Below are 25175 nucleotides of genomic sequence, written 5' to 3'. Positions count from 1 at the left end.
CAAATATTACAAATAAATTTATGGAAAATCTGTATTATAAGCCTTCGGGGAAGGTGCCTGCTTTCGCATTAATCGGTTCGCTTGTGTTAGGTATTGTAGGATCAATTATTTTGGCAATTGTCTATATCGCCTTACAGTGGTTTATTCCGATTGTCTATTTTAATGTCTTTATCACACTTGGATTTGGAGCAGGACTGTTTTATCTGCTTAATTTTTGTTTCAAACAATGGAAACTCAGGAATAAAGGTGTTGCGATTATCATCACATTGATCGTTGCTATAGTTGGTTTTTATGCACAGTGGGCTTTGTTTGTTTCGTTGATGTATAATGCTGAAGGCACCATGGGTGGAGACACCTGGGTGAAATCTTCTTTTAGCCTAGAAGGCTTTAAAGCGTTTTTTATGCATCCATCTTTTATCTGGGAGGCACTACAGGGGTTAAATGAGGTGGGTACATTTACATTGAAGAAATCACCTGTTTCTGGAGCGATGCTTTGGGTAGTATGGGGGATCGAAATGGCAATTATCCTTATTACGCCAATCATCATGGCTTTTCGAGGTATTACCATTTATCCTTTTTCAGAGAAAGATGAAATCTGGATGAGCAAACGGATTTTGCCGGGAAGATTAAAATTTGTTGAGGACAAAGATACGATGGCGAACGCATTGGCCAATCATGATTTTGCCTATGTCTATGATCATCTCTCCGATGAAGAAGAGCATTTTTCTTTTGCGACTGCCGAAGTTTATGAATCAGATACCGATGACCATCAATATCTGACCATCTATAATCATCAATTTGTGGAGAAGAAAGGGAAGATGGAAGAAAAGAAAGATGAGGTCATTGAATTCTTGCGAATTAACAGGAATAGCTTATAGAAGCAGCGGAATGACTGAAATCATGTAAAAATAAAATAGCTCCAGGATTTATTTCTGGAGCTATTTTATTCAGCAGGCTATTTAACTAATAGACCACCTTTTGCTTTCCAGTCATTGATGGACGCACTATATATTTTAATGTCTTTAATTCCATTTTTAGCTAAGATCGAGGCTGCAATTGTCGCCCTGTCCCCAGATTGACAATGTAGGTATAATTCTTTTTTGCGATCAATTTTGTCTAGATTGTCTTCAATTGTTCCAACAAAGAGATGTGTGGCATGTGGTAGATGCCCTGCAGTAAATTCGGCTGTATTCCTTACATCTAGAATCTGAGCGTTGGGATTTTCAAGGGCATCATTCATTTCCTGGAATCCGATAAGCTGTTGTTGTTCCAAAGAAATTCCCAATTGAGGAATGGCATCAGCTGTAATATATCCGACAACATTGTCAAGACCAATACGCATTAACTTACGTGCAATTTCGTCCTGTTCGTTTTCATCCATGATAAGAATAAATGGCTTTGTGTAATTCAGTATCCAGCCGGCCCAGGTATTGAATGTCCGATTATGTTGTATGTTGATACTGTTGGGAAGATAACCTTTCGCAAAATCAAATTTATGTCGTGTATCAATAACCGTGGTGCCTGACAGATACAGTCTAGTGAACTCTTCCCTCGAAAGTTTGGTGTACAGAGGTACACTAGTTTGTAGCGGGCGCATAATTTTGTTAAGTTTCTTCATCATAGCAAAATAGCGCGGCGGCTCAGGCTGTCCATCTAAAAGTTCCGCAACAAAATCACTTTCATTATTTTGATATTGAAATGCCCAGTTGCGTATCCGTTCATAACCAACGGTTGAACTAGGTACAGCACCCAATGCTTTACCACATGCTGATCCAGCGCCATGGGCAGGCCATACCTGAATATAATCGGGCAGTGTCAAAAAATGCTGTAAAGACTTAAACATCTGCTGTGCACCAACTTCCTTGGTACCAATGAGTCCAGCGGCATTCTCCAAAAGATCTGGACGGCCAATGTCTCCAACAAATACAAAATCACCTGTAAATATCATCACCGGATCCATTGTTGCTGGCGTATCAATTAAAACAAAACTAAGGCTCTCAGGAGTATGTCCAGGGGTATGGAGCACCTTAAAAATTAGATTTCCAAGATGGATCTGATCACCGTCTTTTAATCCGATATGGGGAAACTCATATTGCCAATCTTTGCCCCCTTCGTCGGAAAGGTAACATTGGGCGCCTGTTAGTTCAGCTAATTCCAATGTTCCGGAGAGATAATCAGCATGGATATGTGTTTCGGCAATATGTGTAATTTTTAAATTGTTTTTTGCTGCAATCTCTAAGTAAGTATCGACATCTCTTTTGGGGTCAATTACTAGGGCAACACCTTTGGCTTGACAGCCAATTAAATAACTTGAATGTGCTAATGATGACTCGAAAATATGTTGAAAAAACATAATATATGATTTTTAGTGATTTACGAATTGAATGATTTCGAAAGTAAGAATTAGGATACCGATACTGATCAGGAAATAACCAAAGATCCCCTGTAGTCGTACCACCTCCAATTTGTCTTTCCATTTGGAACCAATCTGAAGGCCTATTAAAGTGATTAACGTAAAAGTAAGCAATATCGGCCAATTCATGTGGTTCAATAGCTGGTAGTTTGCAACCAGACCAAAGGACGCGTTTAACCCGATGATGAATAGCGATGATGCGATAGCCTGTTTTAATGGAATTCCCAAAAGGAGCACCAACGATGGTACAATAATAAAGCCGCCTCCGGCACCGACAAGTCCAGTCATGACGCCGACAAGCAGACCCGCGATAATTATTTTGAGGACTTGACCAATATGCATCGTGACAGCAGGTATTGCGACCTGTTTCCTTCTGCAGATCATTGCTAGAGCGGAAATCAGGATAACAATCGAAAACAGCAGCATAATAATATGATTTCTGGAGATCGCTATTTCCGCAAGATGAAATTGCGCTGGTATGGGAGCCAAGAGGTGGCGCTTGGTCAAATAGACCGACAGTAAAGACGGAACCAAAAAGAATGCTGTAGTTTTTAGATCTATCTCGCCTCTAGTCAGGGGTTTAATTGAGCCGATTATGGCCAGTATTCCAATGGAAAACAGGGAATAATCAAGCGCATATTGGGGCTCAATATGAAATAGGTATACGAAGATCGGTAGTGTTAAAATACTGCCGCCACTCCCCATCAAACCCATTGATAGCCCAACCAATATCGCCAATAAAAAGCCAATTATAAATAGTAGTTCCATTTTTGCTAAATCAAATGCTATCGTTACACCCACAGACTCATGATCGTCTATTGTCGGCCTAATGAGGCAGCTTGTGTCTAAGTAAACCATAGATCCATGTTCCCAGGATGGCGAAGATCAGTACAATACCCAATGTCCAATAACCTGAGCCGATCAATGCAAACATAGGCCCCGGACAAGTTCCTGACAATGCCCAGCCCAATCCGAAAATGGTGCCACCGACGAGATAGCGTGTGATACTTTTGTCTTTGGCCTGGAATGCGATCTGCATCCCATTGCTGTCTTTAATCTGTTTCCGTTTGATAATTTGTACAATGATAATCGCTGTTGCGAGTGCCGTACCGATCATACCATACATGTGGAAGGAGCGGAACTGAAACATCTCATAAATGCGATACCATGAAGCTGCTTCTGATTTGTATAAAATGATCCCAAATAAGATCCCGATCAATATAAATTTTACTGCTTTCATTTATGCGAAGATTAAAGGAAATAAGAAGTGAACCATGATGATGCCACCTATAAAAAAGCCAATGACAGCAATTAATGAAGGGAGCTGGAAATTGCTGAGTCCTGAGATGGCGTGTCCTGAGGAGCAGCCTCCGGCATATCTTGTCCCGAAACCAATCAATAGTCCGCCAATGCTTAGAATTAGAAACTGAAATAAAGAGCCATTAAAAATAAAGATAGATTCGGGAAGATAGCCCTGTAGATGATCTATTATTCCCAGTTCCTTTAAATCAGCGACACTTTTTGCATTGATTTGCGCAGCGGAGCTGTCACTTAAAAAGTAATGGGCAATGAATCCTCCAATGGCGGTCCCGAGTACTACAAGAAGGTTCCAGGATTGCGTCTTCCAGTCGAAGCGAAAAAAAGAGGATGATTTACCGGCACCTAATACCGTACACATCGTCCGCAGATTATTCGACATGCCGAAATCTTTTCCTTGTTTTAGCAATAAGTACATGACTAATGCAATTAAAGGCCCTGAAATATACCAAGGCCATGGTTGTTTGATGTATTCCAATAACATAGCTTGTTCTTAAGTTATATGACAAAGGTACATACCGCTATTACAAAAAACGGTAACAAATGTTACCGTGGAATGTATGCTATTACATATCGTAATACTCAATATTAGCCTCTTTGATTGCTTGGGTCAATAAGGGTAGATCATCCTCTTTCTGAAATAACTTATTACGCCAGGTACGAAAAGCGGAACCTTTGTTTTGGTTTATGATAATCAAATTGCCGCCGGAGCGTCTGAGATTTCGAATATGTGAAATGTTGCTCAATGGGAATTCAACTGTTTTTTTTGAATTGCTGACGGTGAGTGTATCTGCATCCAACCGCCATGTGGAGTCCAGAGTAGAACACTTGATGGCAAAATACAGTGCAAGGGGAACCATCAAAAGAGCGATGATTATTTTATAAATTTCTTGAATCGGAACTTTCGACATCCCTATCCCTATCAATAGAATCGAGGTCAATAGAATAAACATGTATTTCCCGCGATGCAATGTTGAAAGATAGAATGTTTGTGGATTACTCTTCATACTTTTTTATAAACTTTCCTTTTGCATTAATATAGTAAAAATTCTCGAGGTCCTCGCTGACCAAGGCTAATCCATTTTCATAGGGTTGTGCATTTTGGAATTTAAAAGGAATGACTACTTTGCCACTGTAGTCGATATATCCATACTTGTTGTCTTTAAAAACCAATAGTAATTTCTCGCCAGCAAAAGATAAATATTCCTGACCTGTAGGTAACAATTTTTTGCCGGATTTGTCAACTAACTGATAGGTTAGATTTTCGATAATCAGTGCTAGATTGTCGCGATACTCTGCAATAGTTTCGTATTTCGCAGGAATCAATACGTTCCCTTTTAGATCGAGTACACCAGTAAAGTCTCCTTCGTTATATAAGGCATAACTTAAACTTGGGACGGAGATGAAATCATATTTTGCAGCGAGCAATAATTTGCCGCTGTTATCCAACAGGCCATACTTCTGATCTTTCATAAATACTAATGGCACACCTTCCGTATCTAAACTTAACGATTCGTACTGACAAGGGATAACTTCTTTTCCCTGTAAGTCGATCAAGCCAAACATTTGAACTGTATCGGTGACGATTGCATAATCACCTACGTAAGCGTAGATGGAAGCATATTTTGCTGACGTGAGTTTATTGCCTAAGCTATCCTGTACTCCAAAAAATTCAGTATTGGGATCTTGATACCAAGATAAATGGTCATTTAGAGCAGAGTCAGTCGTAGTTTCTTCTGCTTCTCCTTCTTCGTAACCTTCTGGAATTTCGAATAATGCCGTATCGTAAGGGACTTCTTCAACTTTAGTAGCTTGGATTCCTAAACCTTCGGCGCCGATAGATAGCGCTGCTCCAGGTACTTTTTCTAGATAATCGTAGGTTCCCCAATATAATTTAGGCAATTGCTCTGCATACCAGACTGTGATTTCAGTCTGTTTATCCTTACTGCCTGCTAGATTAAATGTTGCTTTTTTGCAAGATAGACCTGCAATAACTTTCTTTTCATTCGGAATTAAGCTCATTTCAAAATCACTTGAGTAAGCGTAATCTCCATCCGCTGATGTTTCAATAAGCTTACCGGAAGCAAGATCCGTTGAAGTATATGTTTTGCTATTTTCGTCGATCAGATAAGAAGTCTCGTCTTTGATATTGCTGATCTGTATGGATTTTCCAAACAGCAAACTTTCTACACGCATTTGGTCCTTACAAATATAGGCATGCATCAATGCCTCTCCGTTTCCGGCCAAAATTTTGATAAATTCCGAAGCTGATGTATCTGTGCCTGTTTCGGGGTCTGCAAACTGATAGGTTATTTTAAAGACCTTCTGTTGAGCTGAACTGGTTTTAACAAAAACTAATGTGAAAAAGGCTATGCAAAGGAAAAAATGTTTCATTGGATATACAAATTAGAATACGAAAGTATTGAAAATTGGCTGGTTTGTGAAATAATCTTTTGCCGATTGGGAAAAATCATGCAGAAATTTTGATATTATTGTATTCAAATGCCATATTGTAAAATTAGGTGATGCTATTAGGCAGAAAAATAATAAGTGTGTTTTTATCATCACAAAAATATCATATAAAAGTCAAGAATTTGTGAATTTAATGGCATTCAGTAGCTTAGGTAAGACGAACGGCGATATTTTTGTATTTTACAAACCTTAAGTTTACTTTTTAAAACAATATCTGTGGAACTACTGCTTATAGAAGATGAACCGTCGGTCATATCCTTAATAGAAAGAGGGCTAAAGGAAGAAGGCTATAACATTAGCATTGCAATGGATGGCTATACTGGTTTGAAAATGGCCGGATTAAATCATTATGATCTCATTTTGCTGGATGTGATGCTGCCGGGGATGAATGGTCTTGATGTATGTAAAAACATCCGTATGTCCAATAATGAAGTCCCGATTATTATCCTCACTGCACTGAACCAAACCGAAGATATTGTGGAGGCTTTTGAACGTGATGCGGATGACTACTTGACCAAACCGTTTCGCTTAGAGGAGCTAAAGGCTCGTATAAATCGCTATAGCCGCAAGTCCAAAACAGTGACCGAACAAAAGAACGTCTTGACATTTGATGACCTGCAACTGGATCGAGATAGCAAATCTGTTCAACGCGGGGAATTTCCAATCATACTTACGGCCACCGAATTCCGCTTATTGGAATTCTTGATGCTCAATCGTAATAAGGTATTGACACGAATAGACATCCTAGAGGAAGTATGGGGCATGGATGTCGATCTAAGTACCAATGTCGTGGATGTCTATGTCAACTATTTGCGTAAAAAAATTGACAAGCAATTTGCCCGTAAACTGATCCATACAGTTATTGGTATGGGCTATGTCATCCGTCATGAAAATTAGAACCAAGATCGTACTCTTATTTTCTATCATCAGCACGCTTCTGCTTGTTGTCTTTGCCTTGTACGTCTCTTATTTTACCTACGATAGCCTGCAGACCAAGTTTTTTCATCGGTTAGAAGAAAATGCTGTCATTGTCGGTGATCATATTGTCAACCAGAAGGAAGAAAACAAGGAACTCTATATTCAAGTAAAACGTAAATACCTAAAGCAGTTATCTGAAGGGACAGATCATTTGCTGCGGGTGGTGAAAGGCAGCGACAGTATTCGGTTTAAACCTAACTTACCTATGCCCATGAGCTTCTATAAGGAGGTCATTAAGAACGGCAAAGGTAGGTATATGCACAACGAAACTGCATTTGTTGCGGTATTCTTTAACGACAATCTCCATCATGACAATCTTATTGTCGTATCAGAAGGTATAGATGAGTATGGACATGACGAGCAGCGTCACCTAGACCGTACCCTGATAACAGGTGGGTTTTTAGCCATTTTACTGATTATCCTCATGTCATTTTATTTTGCTGACCGGCTGCTCAAGCCAATAAAGGATATCAACCGTGATTTAGGAAAGGTGGATATTTCAAATCTGGACTATAGACTTTTCAGTAAATTCAGTAACGCCAAAGATGAACTTGGCGTACTGATCGCGAACCTGAATTCTATGCTCAATCGCCTGGATATTTCTGTGCAGTCCCAACAGAGTTTTATCGGTAATGCATCTCATTCATTAAAAACACCCTTGACCATTATTGGTGGTGAAGCGGAACTTGCACGCAATCTGATCCCCAAGGAACACGAAGCCTACTATTCATTGGAAACGATTGCGAAGTATGCGGATAAGATGGAACTCATTATCAATAATCTCCTTCAATTATCGCGTATGGGCTTTAAAGGGGAGGTAGATAATAAAGTGCTCATTCGCATCGACGAATTGCTCTATGAAATTTATAAAGCTGAACGAAGCATATATAAGGATTTTAGGTTGTCTTTTGATCTTACTCAAATCCCTGAGGATAGCGATGAGTTGACCGTGTTTGCTAATCCCGATCTATTCTATATTGCATTTAGCAATATTATCTCCAATGCGTACAAATATGGTAATGGTGAGCAGGTACAGGTCGCTATTAGTTGTGATGACCGAAATATTACAATTAAAGTATTTGATAAAGGGATCGGAATTCCGCAGAAAGATCAGCCCCATATTTTTACTTCGTTTTATCGTGCTTCCAACGTAGGGGATATCTATGGAAATGGCCTTGGGCTTGTTTTAGCCAAGAATATCTTTGATCTTCATGCTGCGGAACTCAGCCTTTATTCTGCAGAAGGCCAAGGCACCCAAGTTGTTGTCACGCTGCCTAAAATCGCTTTCTAATCTCATTTTAATCTCATCCTTATTCCATTTTTAATTTGCTGTGATATACTTGTGCCAGAGATAGGTATATCATATGAAACCATCATGATTTATTCAAGCATATGACTGAATAAATCTGATAGCTTCATCACGAATAAAAAGCGATTTAAAACGGATGAAAAAAACACTTTCACTTATTACAACCTTGGGTTTGGGCATTGCGACATTACAGGCGCAGGAACAGACTCCAACAGATTCCATTCCAGCAGAAAGAAATAGCTTATTATCCAGAGGTAGTTTATTGTCAAAAGAACCAACCAGGGCGAAATCATTTCAACTGGATGTTTTGCTGCGTGCAGGTCTGCAGACTGATAATAGCGATGGCTCCGGCCAGGCAAAAGCAAATCTGGACGATGCACGTATCTTGATGAGTGGCGATTACAACGAGCAACTTTCTTATAAAGTACGTTTTCGCCTGAATAGATCATTTGCACCGACCAGTCAGGACAATGGATCAAGGGCATTGGATATGGCCTATATCAAATACAAGTTTGGAAAGGATCTGAAATGGTCCGTTACAGCGGGTAAGCAGAGCGCTATAGTGGGTAGCTATGAGTTTGAAAATAACCCTATTTACGAATATAAATTCACGGATTATGTTGATCGTATTTTGAATTTATTTGTGGTAGGGGGAACATTGTCCTATGAAGTCAATCCTAATCATTCCTTACATGCACAAGTTTATAATACTACAAACGATAGTTTTATGGATGTGCATACCAAGAGTGGTTTTGCTGTAGGTGATTTGGAGCGATCTGATGTGCCAATGGGAGCTTACTTTACTTGGGTAGGAGCCTTTATGGATAAAAAAATCAATACGAAATGGTCCTATAATATCTCTCAGTTTGCGAAGGGACATACCAATCATTCCATCTCTTTGGCAAACAAGTTTAAAACGCCGAAGCAAATGGTCTATTTAGACCTGCAATATTCTTACCTGGGTGTTGATCATGCCTTGATTGCATCATCAGCAATCAATGACTTTTATGGCCGCACGGGGACAGGACGCATCTTGGCAAAGGATGTCAATTACGCTTCAGCAATTGTACGGTATGATCAGTTTTTAAGTGAAAAATGGGAGGTAGCTCTGAAAGGAGGTTATGAGACTGCCGGATCAAGAGATGACGATCAACTTGGTAAGAATTTCCGTCAAAACTGGACATACTTTGCCACCCTACAACATAAGCCCTTTCATAATCAGGATTTGCGATTTTACCTTGGTTATGTAGGTAATACAGTAAACTACAAGGGACACATGAATATGGGTAAAAGTCAATATAACCGTGTTGCCTTTGGAGCATATTTTACAATTCCAGTCTTGTAATAATTCCTTTAACAAAATAACAAATAATTATTTTTTATGCGTTTAACACCAAGAGAAACAGAAAAGCTGCTATTGCATTTAGCAGGAGAATTGGCAGCAAAGCGACTAAAGCGTGGGGTGAAACTAAATTACCCTGAATGTATTGCCTATATCAGTGCTCAGATTATGGAGGAAGCAAGAGATGGTCGATCTGTTGCGGACTTAATGTCTTATGGTACGACTTTATTGAAAAGAAGCCAGGTTATGGAAGGCGTCCCTGAGATGATCCATGATGTGCAGATTGAGGTTACTTTTCCAGACGGTACCAAGTTGGTAACAGTTCATGATCCTATTCGTTAATAAATCTTAATCATATGATTCCAGGAGAATACATTTTAAAAAAGGAAGAAATCAAAGCTAACGTGGGGCGTAGAACCACTAGCCTTGTTGTAAAAAATGAAGGCGATAGACCGATTCAGGTGGGTTCGCATTATCATTTTTTTGAAGCGAACAAATTGCTTTCGTTTGACCGCGAAAAAGCATTTGGTATGCGCTTAAATATTCCTGCAAGTACGGCGGTACGGTTTGAACCAGGTGAACAGAAGTCTGTTGTACTGGTTGAATTTGGAGGAAGCAAAGAAATTCACGGTTTCAATGGATTGACAAATGGTAAGTATACTGACCAAAATGTCAAATCTAAAGCTGTTGAGAAAATGAAAAAATTAAAATTCAGACAATCTAAATAATATAGAATGGGAGGATGGAATAGACGCGAATGGATTAAGGTTGTAGGACTCACGACATTGGGATCTACCGTTGGTCTACATGCGCTTGGTTTAGATAAACTAGGTTTAGACAAATCATCTGTTAAATATATTGATGGGGAGCTTTATATCCCTAGAGAAAAATATGCTGCTCTTTTTGGCCCGACAACGGGTGATAAGGTGCGTTTGGCTGATACGGAGTTGTTTATAGAAATTGAAAAAGATTTCAACGTATATGGCGAAGAAAATAAATTCGGTGGTGGAAAGACGATCCGTGATGGTATGGGACAATCTGCCCGTGCCCTGCGTGATGAAGGTGTTTTAGACTTCTGTATTACCAATGTGATCATTATTGACCATTGGGGTATTGTGAAGGCTGATATCGGTATCAAAGATGGTAAAATTGTTGGAATCGGAAAAGCGGGTAATCCTGACGTGCAGGATGGTGTAACCGAAGGTATGATTATCGGAGCTTCTACAGAAGTGCATGGTGGCGCTGGTTACATCCTTACTGCTGGCGGTATTGATACACACATTCACTTTATATCACCACAACAGATCGAGACAGCGTTATACTCAGGTGTAACTACATTTATCGGTGGTGGTGCTGGTCCAGCAGATGGTACACTGGCAACAACTGTTACGTCGGGTAAATGGTATATCGAGCGTATGTTTGAAGCGTTTGAAAATTTACCGATCAACGTTGGTTTCTTCGGTAAAGGTAACGTTTCGACAACTAAGCCGATCGAAGAGCAAATTGAAGCTGGTGCATTAGGGGTGAAAATCCATGAAGACTGGGGGGCTACGCCTGCGACTATCGATGCAGCTTTAAAAGTTGCTGATAAGTACGACGTACAGGTGGCTATACACACGGATACATTGAATGAAGCTGGTTTCTTAGAAGATACCGTTGCCGCAATCGATGGTCGTGTTATCCACACGTTCCATACAGAAGGAGCTGGTGGTGGACACGCACCTGATATCATCAAAATTGCGATGTATCCAAACATTCTCCCTGCATCTACCAACCCGACAAAACCGTTTACAGTGAATACCGCAGAAGAGCATCTTGATATGTTGATGGTCTGCCATCACTTGGATAAAAATGTGAAAGAAGATGTTGCTTTTGCAGATTCACGTATCCGTCCACAAACGATCGCGGCGGAAGATATTCTTCAAGATATGGGTGTATTCTCTATTATGAGTTCGGATAGTCAGGCGATGGGGCGTGTGGGTGAGGTTATCTCGCGTACATTCCAGACGGCACATAAAATGAAGATACAACGCGGTCCTTTGGCTGAAGATAAAGGTAAAGATAATGACAACTTCCGTGTAAAACGTTATGTGTCCAAATTTACAATCAACCCTGCAAAAGCGCATGGTATTGATAAATATATCGGATCTATTGAGACAGGTAAATATGCCGATTTGATCTTGTGGAAACCAGAGTTGTTTGGTGTGAAGCCAGAGTTGATTATCAAAGGTGGTATGATCCTAGGTGCGAAAATGGGGGATGCAAATGCTTCTATCCCTACACCACAGCCTATCATCTACAGACCAATGTTCGGAAACTATGGTAAGGCAGTGTCAAAATTGTGTTTCAATTTCGTTTCAAAAATATCTTTAGAGAATGGAAATATCCAAAAATTGAATTTATCACGTAAATGTTTGCCAGTAGAAGGCTGTCGTACAGTGATGAAAAAGGATATGGTACATAATCATGCCACACCTAATATCGTGGTCAATCCAGAAACGTATGAAGTTACAGTGGATGGTGTTTTAGCTACTTGTGAGCCATTAAAAGAGCTTCCAATGGCACAACGTTACTTCCTGTTCTAATTCAATATATGATTTTAGCAAGAGACATTAAAGGGAATATTTGGGCAGATGGCAAGGAGCAGGATGCTGTGGATCTTGATTTTTTAGAGCTTGAATGGTTTGATACCGAGCGACGTGTCATTCGGGGATTTACCGTTCAGGGTCGGGAGATCGGATTTAAAAATCTGGGTGAAGACTCCTTGTTCGATGGTGATATTCTGTTTGAAACAGAGGAACTCCGTATCGTTGTCCGAATATTGCCCTGTCCTTGTTTGGTCGTACGACCAAAAAATGTATTGGATATGGCAAGAATATGTTTAGAAATAGGCAATAAGCATATCCCTGTTTTTATCAACGCAGCTCATGAAATCATAGCGGCTTACGAAAATCCGCTGTGGGAACAATTACAGCGGGCAGGATTTACACCAACGAAAGAGTCACGGGTAATCGAACGCACGCATACATTGCGCATACATCAGTATGCTGTAGTGCAAAATAAAATCACACTAGCGAAGGAGGTATAATATGAATCCATTGTTGACATTGATGCAGATCAATGATTCCGTTTTTCCGATTGGAGGATTCACACATTCCTATGGATTGGAAACCTATATAACCAAAGGTCTCGTACATGACTCGAAAACTGCCAAGGAGTATGCACAGACTTTGTTGGAACATAGCTTCTATTACAACGATGCGGCCTTTTTTCATAAGACTTGGCAATTATGTGAAACAAAGGCTACAAAAAAAAAGGTAGCAGAATTAGACGCCCTGATCACGGCCTTTAAAGCGCCTTATGAAATTCGGGATGCAAGTAAAAAATTGGGAATACGCTTCTTGAAGCTGACTGAAAAATTGCAGCCGGTTAAACGTTGTTCAGCTTATTTGAAAGCAATAAATACACAAGAATTGCATGGGCATTACGCTATGGCATTCGCCATGTTTGCACATGCGCAAGGGATTAGTTATACAGATGCACTGAGCGCTTTTTATTATAATTCACTCAATGGTATTATGACCAACTGCGCGAAACTGGTCCCTATTAGTCAAATGGATGCACAACAGATTCTGTTTAAGTTGCAACCATTAATCAATAAGTTGGTTGTTGCTCAACCTACGTTGGAAGAGGATTTAATCGGTAACTGTTGTATTGCACAAGATATCCGTTGTATGCAACATGAAAAGTTATATACACGTATCTATATATCGTAAAAGCAAGATTATTGCTATACTTAAAATTTATTTTATCTGATTGAGCGAGTTAAATTTTAAGCGTAGTAAACTTCATCTAATCGATGGAAAAAATAAATAAAGATGAAAAAGACGTCAAAAAGAAATTATGTGAAAATTGGTGTTGCCGGACCTGTTGGATCGGGCAAGACTGCTTTGATCGAACGATTGACACGTTCGATGTCCGCAGATTATAGCATCTGTGTTGTTACAAATGATATTTACACACGTGAAGATGCGATGTATTTGCAGCAGAATTCGGCACTACCAGCAGAACGTATCATTGGTGTAGAGACTGGCGGATGCCCACATACCGCGATCCGCGAGGATGCATCAATGAATATTGAAGCGGTGGAGGAATTAGCCAACCGTTTTGAGGATGTGGAGCTTATTTTTGTTGAAAGTGGGGGGGATAACCTGACAGCAACATTCAGCCCAGATCTAGCGGATTTAACCATCTTTGTTCTTGATGTTGCCGAAGGAGAAAAAATGCCGCGCAAAGGTGGTCCCGGTATCACTCGTTCAGATTTGTTGTTGATCAATAAAATTGATTTGGCGCCCTATGTACATGCAGATTTGGAGGTCATGCGCCGAGATACATTGCGCATGCGTGGAGAACGTCCTTTTATTTTTACGAATCTGATGACATTAGAAGGGTTGGAAGATGTAAAGAAATGGATCAAAGAATATGCTTTATTAGAACAAGTAGGCTAAAAACAATAGGATATGGATAGTAAGATAGTATTAAATGTAGCCAAAGAGGACGGTAGAAGCAGGCTGAAAGAAAGCTACCATAATGCACCTTATAAATTGACTCATTATGGAGCTGCGAATCTAACTGATCATCTGGAAATGATTATCATGAGTGCATCACCCGGTATTATGGATACAGATCATCTTCATATTGATGTCCATGTAAAGGAAGAGGCCCAATTAAAGCTGTTTACGCAGTCTTTCAATAAATTGCACCCGATGAAAACTGGGGCTAGCCAGCACACAGATGTACAGGTGGCTTCGGGGGGGATATTGCATTACATTCCGCATCCGGTCACACCTTTTAAAGACTCCATATTCAAGGCGACCAATCATATTCATTTGGCAGAAGATGCGGTTTTGATGTGGGGTGATATTATCAGTGTCGGGCGAATCTATATGAAAGAAGCATTTGAATTTGATCGTTTGCATACACAGACTAAGATTTTCAGATCAGGAAAACTGGCCTTTATTGATAATCAGCTGTTACAACCCAAAAAGCAGCCCATTCAGAAAATGCTCTTCTTTGAAGGTTATACCCATCAAGCGACCTTTTTATTCTCTGCTCTTTTTGCTCAGGAATTAAAGAGCGAACTTGATGAAATATTGACTGTAGAATATAATGATATCTCTTATGGATTTACACAGGCTTCGTCAGATGTCGTTATTCTACGAGCGCTGGGTTCTGATGGTGAATTGCTTTATGATTTTCTGCAAATGCTGGGGCAATTGTGTTGGGACTTTACCATGCACAAACTGTCGGAGTCAAAAGAAGGTGAAGTTATCGAAAATGAGGTAAAAGAATCTTTGCCAGTTGTGGCGGAATCGGTTGTGACAGAGGTTGTTGTTGTTGAAAAGAAAAGTGCAACCAGTCCGCGGAAAAGGAAGGTAAGCAAAAGTAAAACGGAGGAAGGGCTGAAATATGCGTAAATCGAAAGAGCCTACCGAAATCCTCATTGAGTCCATTCCCAATTTTGAGGATGTTAAATTCAATCGTGAATCGGATATCTTGGATCTTTCCTACTTTGAAGTGAATAAACGTGTTATCCATCGCAAAACGCGTAAGGGCAATACAGTAAAGATACAACGCGATGACAGCACGGCCTTACTGTCGGGACAATGTATCTATCATAGCGATGATCTGTTTATACAGGTCAATATCTTGCCTTGTCTTTGTGTATTGCTTGACAGTCAGGATCTTTCTGTGGTCGGAGAATTCTGTTTTGATGTAGGCAATCGTCATTTGCCCGTGTATCTGAAAGCTGACGGACGCTTTGCTGTCTCCTATGACGGACGCCTGTATCAGGCTTTAAAAGAAAAATATAATGGTTCCATTGCTTTGGAGAATGCCATTTTGGAACCGGATGAACAGATTACATCGCTTCGCAATGCGAAAAAATAAGAGGTGAGTATTGGAATGCTTGTTTCAGGTTTTGATTTGATAGCGGCAGCCGATCTTTGTTTGCGCGCTGCTTGAAAATGCTGAAAAATTGTGCATTTTTGTTGTTATGACATTTGGTGCGGAATTGCAGGGATGGTATCAACAGCATAAGCGTGATTTACCATGGCGGGAAACAAGAGATGCTTATAAAATTTGGCTCTCTGAGATTATCTTGCAACAGACTCGAGTAGAACAAGGACTACCTTACTATTTACGATTTGTAGAACGTTTTGAGACAGTCGTTGACTTTGCGAATGCAAATGAAGATGATATTTTACACCTTTGGCAAGGACTAGGTTATTATTCAAGGGGACGAAATATGCATAAGGCTGCACGAATTGTCCGTGACGAATATAACGGCATTTTTCCCGTAGACTATAAAACGCTGCTAAAACTTCCTGGTGTAGGTGAATATACAGCTGCCGCAATATCATCCTTTGCTAATAATGAGGCTCAGGCTGTACTGGATGGGAATGTATTTCGTGTGCTGTCGAGATACTATGGAATAGATACAGCAATCAATTCTACTGAGGGAAAGAAAATTTTTACGGCTATCGCTCAGGAGAATTTAGATCAAGACCATCCGGCATTATACAATCAAGCTATCATGGATTTTGGGGCTATTCATTGTAAACCAAAACAACCCCTGTGTATTACCTGTATGTTCAATACATCATGTTACGCTTTGCTGCAAGGAGAGGTCGATCGATTGCCAGTTAAACTTAAAGCCAAGGCGAGTAAGGATCGATATTTTAATTATTTTATCATCAAGGATGATGTACAAATTTTAATGTCAAAACGCGGGGAAGGCGATGTCTGGCAGAATTTATATGAGTTTCCGCTGATCGAGTCTGATCGAACATTAACGATACCCGAGCTCCTTGGAGATGAGCAATTTGTCCAGTATTTTGGGGGAAAGGCTGAAATTAAACTCCTGCAAAAGCAAACTAAACATATTCTGAGCCATCAGAATATTTATGCGACATTTTTTGAAGTGCGGTTAGAGGGCAGTCTAAATCAAAAAAAATCCAGTTGGGATTATGTATTTTTAAAAGATTTAGATAAATTAGCTAAACACAAGTTGATCTTTACCTTTTTGGAAAGATCAAATTTTTAACCATTTATGCTTTTAAATTATGTCAGGAGTTAACAAAGTTATTTTAGTGGGACATCTTGGAAAAGATCCCGAAATTCGATATTTAGAAGGCAATGTCTCCGTTGCCAGTTTCCCATTGGCAACTTCAGAAACGTATAACAAGGACGGAAAACGAGTAGAACAAACCGAGTGGCACAATATTGTCATGTGGCGTGGTTTGGCAGATGTGGCAGTAAAATACCTTACTAAAGGCAAATTGGTCTATATCGAAGGTCGATTACGTACGCGTACCTACGAAGATAAAGAGGGGATCAGACGTTATGCGACTGAAGTCGTTGCAGAGACTTTTACCCTTTTGGGACGGAAATCGGATTTTGAACCTGCTGGCGCTGCTAACACGGGGAATGTTGCAAGTACACCGGCGCAGAAAGCTGAGGATAAAGAAATCGAAGTTGATTTTACCGAAAACGATCAGGAAGATAATCCGCTTCCATTTTAATCGAACTTAAAGGTAGCTTTGAATATTAGAAGATTATCATTTTATATTAAATATTAGTTATGGGCAAAAGAGCAGATGAAAATCTGCTCTTTTTGATTTTTGGCATATTTCTAATTTCTTTTTACCACAATCAAACCATTTGTGCGCGTTCAAAGAGTTGATTACAAAGACCTTTGTCTCATCGAATCGTAAATGCTGATTTTCTATACAGGAACGCTTTTGACACGAGTTGAGAGATCGCTAAAATTTCTTTTTGGCGGAAATTTTGGCTATGTTTGTCGTAATTATGTTGCAAGATAAAATTACGCAGTATACTGAAGAAATTAAGGCGTTTGTGCCATCTTCTTCAGCCGATGTAGAAAATTTCAGATTGAAGTTTTTGGTTTCCAAAGGGATTGTAAAAAATCTTTTTGACGAATTCAAAACAGTTACTCCTGAAGAAAAACGTACTTTGGGGAAAGTACTGAATGAATTTAAGCAGTTGGCAGAAAATACATTCAAGGAAGCACAAGAGAAATTTGGTTCAGGTGAAAAGCAGAAATCCCAACAAATGGAAGGTGATTTAACGCTACCTGGTAACGGATTTCAATTGGGGTCTAGACATCCGATCTCATTGGTACGCAAGGAAATCGTTGAGATCTTTAAAAAGCTAGGCTTCATCGTTTCTGAGGGGCCAGAGATTGAAGATGATTGGCACAATTTCTCTGCTTTGAATTTTCCTCCTGAACATCCGGCGCGTGATATGCAAGATACATTCTTTATAAAAAAGCAAGAAGGTAATGATATTACGCTAAGAACACATACATCATCTGTCCAGGTTCGCCTGATGGAAGCTGGTAAACCTCCTTTCCGAGCGATTATGCCTGGACGTGTGTATCGGAACGAAGCAATTTCTGCCCGCGCACATTGTTTCTTTCATCAGGTAGAAGGATTATATGTGGATGAAAATGTTTCATTTGCTGATTTGAAGCAGACTTTATATCATTTTGTTCAAGAAATGTACGGTGAGGGGACTAAAGTACGTTTCCGTCCATCTTATTTCCCTTTTACAGAACCTTCAGCGGAGATGGATATTTCTTGTACGATCTGTAAAGGTGCTGGATGTAATCTTTGTAAATATTCAGGTTGGGTAGAGATTTTAGGTTGTGGAATGGTAGATCCGAATGTTCTTGAGAATTGTGGTATTGACAGTAAAAAGTATTCAGGTTTTGCCTTCGGTATGGGTATCGAAAGGATCACAAACCTTAAATATGTGATCAAAGATTTGCGACTTTTCTCTGAAAATGATACACGTTTCTTATCTCAGTTTGAGACTGAACTAATATAAATCAATGCTAATAAAGACTATTGAAACCATCACACTATTGCCACTCTCAAAGCGCATCTTGTTCTGTTCGGGAATTGGAAATAGTGTGATGTGTGGTAGTCTTATCTGAAGAATATGGAACCAGATCATATCATTGAATCCATAAAAAGAACCGCACGGGAACTCTTTCGTCAAAATGGTTATCATAAAACCAGTGTAAACACCTTAGCGAAAAAAGCTAAGATTGCTAAAGCGACTGTTTATAAATATTTTGATAGTAAGGAGATGATTTTGCATGCTATCTTGATGGATTATCTGCGGGCGAGTTTGTTGGAGATCTTAAAGACGACAAAATATGAGGATGATATGGCCTCTTTTTTGGCTTCCACAATTCTTCGTGTCAGCCGACTAACCTATACCGCATGTAATGAGTTGATTGGCTGGGAATTTATTCGTGAGTCTGCCAATGCACAGGAATATCTAAAAACACTATCTGAGGATTTGGAATTTTTGCTTTTAAGCACATTTATTCAGAATGAAAAGATTAATGAGGCGATCAGTGAGGAAAAACTGACATTTCTGATCAAATCAAGTAAGAGCATTGTATTCTCTTTTGCTTTTACAGCTGTTTCAGATGCCGATGTGCGTAAAAATTTCATTTCTTTTCAAAAGGAGATTCTTCCTTATCTGGTGCAGGCAACTATACTCTAAATGACGTTGGGTCTTATTTGTCTATTGCCTTTCGGTTATCCACTTTTAAATAATCTTCAATTTTTTTTCTGAATCGTCTGTTTTTTATTGATTCGTGTTTTTCGTTAGGGGATCAATGAGCTTGTTAGGCTCAGGTTATTGGGCAGAAAGAACTTTTAGTCGATTTTCATAGCTATTTGTGCTAAACTTATATTATCGTTGATATTTGAATAATGGTCTTTGTTATTGCTTGACTAATTTTGAATATTGGGGAAATCGGCCTGATGTAAATGGATTATTGCGATGCGCAAAAGGTCTTTTTTTTAAGACCGTATAGGTCAGTGGAAAATCATTATAAAAAATTGTATTTTTGCAAACTATGAGTAGAAGAATTCCGCAAGAAAAAAAGTTCTTGAAAGATATTGCAATCATTGATATTGCCGAAGAAGGTAGGGGTGTAGGTAAAACTGATGATTTGGTTTTGTTTGTCGAAAAAGCTGTCCCTGGTGATGTTGTCGATGTGGAGTTAATGCGCAAGAAGAAGAATTTTGCTGAAGCTCGGGTGACGAGTTTGAAGGAAGCTTCTACTTATCGCGTAGACCCTTTTTGTGAGCATTTTGGTGTTTGTGGTGGCTGTAAATGGCAACACATGAGCTATGAAGCCCAATTAAAATTCAAGCAACAATCTGTTGATAATGCTTTATCCCGTATTGGGAAAGTCGATACTTCCTCCATGGAGGATATTTTGGGATCAGCTCAAACGGAGTATTATAGAAATAAATTAGAATATACATTTTCCAATAAGAAATGGTTGACCTCTGTTGATGAAGATTCATCGCAATTGGAAATGAATGCTTTGGGCTTCCATGTACCAGGACGTTTTGATAAAATCTTAGATATCGATCATTGTTTTCTTCAGGAAGATCCTTCCAATGAGGTGCGGAATACCATACGGGACTTTGCACTAAGTAAAGGGATGACCTTCTACGATCTTCGTGAACATACAGGTGTATTACGAAATCTGATTATCCGTATTTCTTCTACAGGGGAGATGATGGTCATTGTGGTTTTTGCCTACCCAGAAGAAGGGCAGGTGGAATTGTTAATGAATTTCATCAATGAAAAATATCCGCAGATTGCCTCGCTTCTTTATATTGTGAATCAAAAGCGCAATGATACCATCTTTGATCAAGATATTCAAGTATATGCGGGTCGGGATTTTATTTATGAGGAAATGGAAGGTCTTCGCTATAAGGTGGGACCGAAATCATTTTATCAAACCAATTCTGCACAAGCATATGAACTCTATAAGATCACACGTGATTTTGCGGATCTAAAGGGGGATGAGTTGGTTTATGACTTATATACCGGAGCTGGTACAATTGCGAATTTTGTTGCTAAGAAGGCAAAAGAAGTGATCGGAGTTGAGTACGTACCTACTGCAATTGAAGACGCAAAGGTCAATTCAGCGATCAATAATATCAACAATACGAAGTTTTACGCTGGAGATATGAAAGATGTGTTGATACCATCTTTTATTGCTGAGCATGGGAAACCGGATGTAGTGATTACGGATCCGCCAAGAGCAGGTATGCATGCGGATGTCGTGGCCCGGTTATTGGAAATGGAGTCTCCGAAAATTGTTTACGTGAGTTGTAATGCCGCAACACAGGCGAGAGATTTAGTGCTATTGGCAGAAAAATACGATGTAAAACGTATCAAGCCGGTGGATATGTTCCCCCATACACAACACGTAGAAAATGTCGTTCTATTGGAACTAAAAAAATCATAATATTATGGAAGTAGAGGATTTATTTTCGGGCGGAGCCAGAAATGAGGAGGCGCAATCTACTGGGCAGAGTCCCTTGAAAAGTTTGCAGGTAGATCTTGATTTTTATAGTGAGTCGATCCGTGAAGTTTCGATGGAGATCATAGAGGAAGGCTATTCTTCCTATCCGATTTTTGTAGCACATCAACATGAGGTTTCCGTGGGTGAAGTGATCTTAGATCGTGTGGATCTGGAAACTAATTGGACAATCAATGCTTCTACGTTGGAAGAGTTTGTCGAATTGGATATCATTCAAGAGGATCGTAAAGCTACTTTTATTCAGAATTATAAATCTGCGAAGGATTATATGTGTTTGTTTGTCGTTGTTGCTGAAGGAGCCAATTTTGTTTTCTACCCCTATAAATAGAGAAAGAATATTTAAACTTTTTTAACAATACAATTGTCAAACTATTACTATTTTTAGCGAAATAGGTTGAAAGCATGATGGATTCAAAAGGCTATAATGAGCAGAGCGGAGAATCAGGTCGTTTGGATTTCGAGTCGTTGATATTACATCATAGCTTTCAAAAAACGCTAATGGCGAGATAAATGCCTGAGAAAACTAGCGTGATAAAACAATATATTCCAATGAGAAGAATACACATAGGAGGGCTATTAGGCATCTTGATATTGCTTTTGACGGCATTCGGTGCAAAGGCCCAACATATACAGAAAGTGTCAGGTATGGTGATGCAAAGGGGAACTGCCAATAGAATTGGCGATGTGGTGGTCCTGAATTTGCGCACGAGCAGATCAGCGTTGACAAACTCTTTTGGGGTGTTCACGATAGATGCCTCTGTGGGAGATTCTCTTTCTTTCACTAAAGTTGGATTTTCACCGGTAAAGACTGTTTTGACAAACTTGAATGAATTCTATATTGAGATGCAGGAAGGGATTAAGCTTGAAACAGTCATTGTAGAGCGAAAATCCAAGGAAGCCGAACTGAATGATGCTATGGGAAATTATTCAAAGAAAGGGGTCTATAATGGCGGGAAAAATAAATTTGGAACTTATTTAGGTAGTCCTGCTACCGCACTTTATAATCTTTTTGGACGTGAGGCGAAAAATGCGAAACGCTTTGGACGCTTTATGGACCGGGAAAAGGAGGAATTGCAGGTAGACCGTATCTTTTCAAGGGCAGCTGTCCAGAAATTAACGAAATTGGATAGCGTGGATTTAGATGCGTTCATGATACGTTATCGTCCCTCATTTGATCTAGCTGAACATTGGGGCCAATATGATTTAATGAATTATGTACAGCAATCTTTAGCGGATTTTGAAGCAAAGGGGCGTCCAAAAGGATCTTTGTTACCTGATATTGAAGTTAAGACCCAAGAGAAATAAAACATTTTTGTTTCTATACTGTTAGTTCTATTGAACATCGAGATTATTTGTAGCTTATCGTCTTCATTTATCAACGTTGTGATGCTTTTTTTGGAGTATGGTAACAAAAAAGTTAAAAAAGGATGCTTTTGGCACTTTGTTTGATTTTAACATGAACAGTAATTTAATTTGAATATTAAAAGTCTTAGATAGATATGAAAATGAATAGAAAATTAGCTGTATTTGGTTTGACTGTTGCAACCTCGGCTATGTTATTTGGAAGTTGTAATACATTCCAAAATACAAGTAATAAGACTAAGGGCGGTGTAATCGGCGGTGTAGCGGGTGGTGCTTTAGGTGCATTAATTGGTGGTAAGGCTGGTAATACGGCTATTGGTACATTAGCGGGTGCGGCCATTGGTGGTGCAGCCGGTTTATTGATCGGTAAGAAAATGGACAAACAAGCTGCTGAGATTTCTAAAACCGTAGAAGGTGCTGAAGTGACTCAATCTGCAGAAGGTATTGTTGTAAAATTTGATTCAGGTATTTTATTCGATTTCAATAAATCTGATTTAAAAGCCACTGCAAAAGATAATATCGCTAACTTGGTTGAAACATTAAATAAGGAACAAGGGACAGAAATTTTGGTTATTGGACACACAGATAATGTGGGAACTTTAGCTGCAAATGACAAAGTTTCTTTGGATCGTGCAAATTCGGTACGTGCTTTTGCGGTATCCAAAGGTTTATCTTCTTCACGTATTAAAACTGAAGGAAGAAACTTCTCTGAGCCAATAGCAAGTAATGACACAGAATCTGGACGTGCGCAAAACCGTCGTGTGGAGATCGTTATTGTTGCTGGTGACCAAATGAAGAAAGAAGCAAAACAACAAGCTGGTCAATAACGATCTAAGCAAATCGCTCCTTTGGAGACGGATATGTTTGACTCTTTTAAATAGAGAGTTTGTTGAATTTCCAAAATAACAGAAGGCGCGGAATCTATCCGCGTCTTTTTTGTGAAGTATCGCGCCAGACCCGCTATGATATAAATTATTTACTTCACAAATTTGACAAAGTATAAACCATATTTCTGGCTGACAAACTGTCATTATATGGATTTTAATTTCTAACTTTGTAGTCTTTGAAAATTGAGCTATGCTAGATTTAACACATACAACTAAGGAACACGACGAATCTCGTCAGGGTGAGGCATTGTTATTGGAACAAGATCCAAAGATCAGTAATGGACGTAAACTGTATATTGAAAGTTACGGCTGCCAAATGAACTTCTCGGATAGTGAGATCGTTGCTTCTATTTTGTTGGATAAGGGTTTTGAAACGACAAAGAATTATCAGGAAGCTGATGTTGTCTTTATTAATACCTGTTCAATCCGTGAGAATGCAGAGCAACGTGTTCGTAATCGACTGAAAGAATTTGAGGCGGCTAAGACCAGAAATCCTGGAATGATCGTTGGCGTACTAGGCTGTATGGCTGAACGTTTAAAATCGAAGTTTCTAGAGGAAGAAAAATTAGTTGATGTTGTAGTAGGTCCTGATGCGTATCGTGATCTTCCTAACTTAATTGAAAAGGTAGATGACGGAGCAAAAGCAGTGAATGTATTGCTTTCACGTGAGGAGACTTATGCTGATATTAATCCGGTTCGATTAAATTCAAATGGTGTAACGGCCTTTATTTCGATCATGCGTGGTTGCGATAACATGTGTTCGTTCTGTGTGGTTCCTTTTACCAGGGGACGTGAGCGTAGCCGCGATCCACATTCTATTGTGAAAGAAGCACAAGATTTATTCAACGCTGGATATAAAGAAGTGACTTTATTGGGTCAAAATGTGGATTCCTATAAACATACAGCGCCAGTTGCTGAAGGAGAAACTCCAGGTGAGACGGTGACGTTTGCCAAATTATTGACGATGGTTGCAGAGGTGAGCCCACTTTTACGGGTTCGTTTTTCGACTTCCCATCCAAAAGATATCACGGATGAAGTTTTATATGCAATCGCATCACATGAAAATGTTTGTAACTATATCCATTTGCCAGTGCAATCTGGGAATTCTAGGGTATTGGAACTTATGAATCGTACTTACGATCGTGAGTGGTATATGGAACGTGTAGATGCTATCCGTAAAATTATTCCAGATTGTGCGATTTCTACTGACGTTATTACCGGATTCTGTACAGAAACGGAAGCAGAACATCAGGAAACGTTATCGATGATGGATTATGTGAAGTATGACTTTGCATATATGTTTGCTTATTCTGAAAGACCAGGCACATTAGCTGCGAAGCGTTATGAAGATGATATTCCAGAGGATGTCAAAAAACGTCGTTTGACGGAAGTAATCAACAAACAACGTGACCATAGCTTATATCGTTACCAGCATTTTATTGGAAAAGTTTGTAAAGTTCTGATAGAAGGTTTTTCAAAAAGATCTGAGTTTGATTTTTGTGGTCGTAATGATCAGAATGCCTTGGTTGTGTTTCCTATAGACCCTCGCTACAAACAAGGGGATTATGTCAATGTGCTTGTGGAATCATGTACATCAGCAACCTTGCTCGGTAAAATTGTTGATTAAGAAAACTTAATATAAATTTATT

The 25175-nt window shown here is 39.3% G+C and carries 27 protein-coding genes; 21 read left to right on the top strand and 6 right to left on the bottom strand.

What is annotated here, in order from left to right; all coding sequences use genetic code 11:
• Positions 1–20 precede the first annotated feature (20 nt).
• Positions 21–878: a hypothetical protein gene (locus AC07UV_RS06035; protein WP_282250889.1), complete on the top strand. Its 858-nt coding sequence runs from the start codon at positions 21–23 to the stop codon at positions 876–878.
• Between the two features lie 77 nt (positions 879–955).
• Here the strand turns inward: AC07UV_RS06035 and AC07UV_RS06030 are convergent, their stop codons facing one another.
• The 6 genes from AC07UV_RS06030 to AC07UV_RS06005 all read right to left on the bottom strand — a co-directional run bounded on the left by AC07UV_RS06030 (position 956) and on the right by AC07UV_RS06005 (position 6124).
• On the bottom strand, positions 956–2353 hold the full coding sequence (locus AC07UV_RS06030) for an MBL fold metallo-hydrolase (protein ID WP_495183031.1): 1398 nt from the start codon (positions 2351–2353) through the stop codon (positions 956–958).
• A gap of 12 nt (positions 2354–2365) precedes the next feature.
• Positions 2366–3271 carry a sulfite exporter TauE/SafE family protein gene (locus AC07UV_RS06025; protein ID WP_495183030.1) on the bottom strand — a complete coding sequence of 302 codons (906 nt, stop codon included), beginning with the start codon at positions 3269–3271 and terminating at the stop codon, positions 2366–2368.
• A complete protein-coding gene (locus tag AC07UV_RS06020) occupies positions 3240–3653 on the bottom strand; it encodes a DUF6691 family protein (RefSeq protein WP_495183029.1) in 414 nt (137 codons plus the stop codon). The genes AC07UV_RS06025 and AC07UV_RS06020 overlap by 32 nt, the downstream gene beginning before the upstream one ends.
• Entirely contained in the window at positions 3654–4148 is a 495-nt protein-coding gene (locus AC07UV_RS06015; protein WP_335994442.1) for a YeeE/YedE family protein, read from the bottom strand.
• A gap of 148 nt (positions 4149–4296) precedes the next feature.
• Positions 4297–4737: a hypothetical protein gene (locus tag AC07UV_RS06010; RefSeq protein WP_282250880.1), complete on the bottom strand. Its 441-nt coding sequence runs from the start codon at positions 4735–4737 to the stop codon at positions 4297–4299.
• Complete coding sequence (locus tag AC07UV_RS06005; protein ID WP_495183028.1) at positions 4727–6124, bottom strand: WG repeat-containing protein; 1398 nt, start codon at positions 6122–6124, stop codon at positions 4727–4729. Before AC07UV_RS06005 ends, AC07UV_RS06010 begins: the two co-directional genes overlap by 11 nt.
• Before the next feature lie 294 nt (positions 6125–6418).
• On the opposite strand from AC07UV_RS06005, the gene AC07UV_RS06000 reads away from it, so the two are divergent.
• The 20 genes from AC07UV_RS06000 (at position 6419) to miaB (ending at position 25153) form a co-directional block, all read left to right on the top strand.
• A complete protein-coding gene (locus AC07UV_RS06000; RefSeq protein WP_495183027.1) occupies positions 6419–7099 on the top strand; it encodes a response regulator transcription factor in 681 nt (226 codons plus the stop codon).
• The gene (locus AC07UV_RS05995) at positions 7089–8471 is read left to right on the top strand and encodes a sensor histidine kinase (protein WP_495183026.1); all 1383 of its coding nucleotides are present in this window, start codon (positions 7089–7091) and stop codon (positions 8469–8471) included. The genes AC07UV_RS06000 and AC07UV_RS05995 overlap by 11 nt, the downstream gene beginning before the upstream one ends.
• Before the next feature lie 154 nt (positions 8472–8625).
• Positions 8626–9834: a porin gene (locus AC07UV_RS05990; protein WP_495183025.1), complete on the top strand. Its 1209-nt coding sequence runs from the start codon at positions 8626–8628 to the stop codon at positions 9832–9834.
• A 36-nt stretch (positions 9835–9870) separates the two neighbouring features.
• On the top strand, positions 9871–10173 hold the full coding sequence (ureA, locus tag AC07UV_RS05985) for an urease subunit gamma (RefSeq protein WP_046674789.1): 303 nt from the start codon (positions 9871–9873) through the stop codon (positions 10171–10173).
• 14 nt (positions 10174–10187) lie between these two features.
• Positions 10188–10559 (top strand): urease subunit beta, encoded by a 372-nt coding sequence (gene ureB / locus AC07UV_RS05980; protein ID WP_120261831.1) that lies wholly within the window; start codon positions 10188–10190, stop codon positions 10557–10559.
• 6 nt (positions 10560–10565) lie between these two features.
• Entirely contained in the window at positions 10566–12416 is a 1851-nt protein-coding gene (ureC, locus tag AC07UV_RS05975) for an urease subunit alpha (RefSeq protein WP_223584367.1), read from the top strand.
• Positions 12417–12424: 8 nt separating this feature from the next.
• Positions 12425–12919: an urease accessory protein UreE gene (locus AC07UV_RS05970; RefSeq protein WP_495183024.1), complete on the top strand. Its 495-nt coding sequence runs from the start codon at positions 12425–12427 to the stop codon at positions 12917–12919.
• A gap of 1 nt (position 12920) precedes the next feature.
• Positions 12921–13607 (top strand): urease accessory protein UreF, encoded by a 687-nt coding sequence (locus tag AC07UV_RS05965; RefSeq protein ID WP_282250859.1) that lies wholly within the window; start codon positions 12921–12923, stop codon positions 13605–13607.
• A gap of 102 nt (positions 13608–13709) precedes the next feature.
• Positions 13710–14339, top strand: coding sequence for an urease accessory protein UreG (ureG, locus tag AC07UV_RS05960; RefSeq protein ID WP_120261827.1), 630 nt, complete (start codon positions 13710–13712; stop codon positions 14337–14339).
• Positions 14340–14351: 12 nt separating this feature from the next.
• The gene (locus AC07UV_RS05955) at positions 14352–15308 is read left to right on the top strand and encodes an urease accessory protein UreD (RefSeq protein WP_495183023.1); all 957 of its coding nucleotides are present in this window, start codon (positions 14352–14354) and stop codon (positions 15306–15308) included.
• Positions 15301–15780, top strand: a complete 480-nt coding sequence (locus AC07UV_RS05950) for an urease accessory protein UreE (RefSeq protein WP_282250856.1) — start codon at positions 15301–15303, stop codon at positions 15778–15780. Before AC07UV_RS05955 ends, AC07UV_RS05950 begins: the two co-directional genes overlap by 8 nt.
• Before the next feature lie 106 nt (positions 15781–15886).
• Complete coding sequence (gene mutY, locus AC07UV_RS05945) at positions 15887–16936, top strand: A/G-specific adenine glycosylase (protein ID WP_495183022.1); 1050 nt, start codon at positions 15887–15889, stop codon at positions 16934–16936.
• Positions 16937–16955: 19 nt separating this feature from the next.
• Entirely contained in the window at positions 16956–17414 is a 459-nt protein-coding gene (locus AC07UV_RS05940) for a single-stranded DNA-binding protein (protein WP_120261823.1), read from the top strand.
• Positions 17415–17700: 286 nt separating this feature from the next.
• Positions 17701–18741, top strand: coding sequence for a phenylalanine--tRNA ligase subunit alpha (gene pheS / locus AC07UV_RS05935; protein WP_223584381.1), 1041 nt, complete (start codon positions 17701–17703; stop codon positions 18739–18741).
• A gap of 114 nt (positions 18742–18855) precedes the next feature.
• Positions 18856–19431, top strand: a complete 576-nt coding sequence (locus AC07UV_RS05930; RefSeq protein WP_120261822.1) for a TetR/AcrR family transcriptional regulator — start codon at positions 18856–18858, stop codon at positions 19429–19431.
• A 358-nt stretch (positions 19432–19789) separates the two neighbouring features.
• Entirely contained in the window at positions 19790–21202 is a 1413-nt protein-coding gene (rlmD, locus tag AC07UV_RS05925) for a 23S rRNA (uracil(1939)-C(5))-methyltransferase RlmD (RefSeq protein WP_495183021.1), read from the top strand.
• Positions 21203–21206: 4 nt separating this feature from the next.
• Complete coding sequence (locus AC07UV_RS05920; protein WP_282250851.1) at positions 21207–21605, top strand: hypothetical protein; 399 nt, start codon at positions 21207–21209, stop codon at positions 21603–21605.
• 221 nt (positions 21606–21826) lie between these two features.
• Positions 21827–22582 (top strand): hypothetical protein, encoded by a 756-nt coding sequence (locus AC07UV_RS05915; RefSeq protein WP_495183020.1) that lies wholly within the window; start codon positions 21827–21829, stop codon positions 22580–22582.
• A gap of 194 nt (positions 22583–22776) precedes the next feature.
• A complete protein-coding gene (locus tag AC07UV_RS05910; RefSeq protein WP_495183019.1) occupies positions 22777–23466 on the top strand; it encodes a YiaD family glycine zipper/OmpA-like lipoprotein in 690 nt (229 codons plus the stop codon).
• Positions 23467–23716: 250 nt separating this feature from the next.
• Complete coding sequence (gene miaB, locus AC07UV_RS05905; RefSeq protein WP_223584403.1) at positions 23717–25153, top strand: tRNA (N6-isopentenyl adenosine(37)-C2)-methylthiotransferase MiaB; 1437 nt, start codon at positions 23717–23719, stop codon at positions 25151–25153.
• The last annotated feature ends 22 nt before the right edge of the window (positions 25154–25175 follow it).

The sequence above is a fragment of the Sphingobacterium sp. GW821-FHT03E03 genome (assembly GCF_059420745.1).
This window is presented reverse-complemented; position numbering and strand designations above follow the sequence as displayed.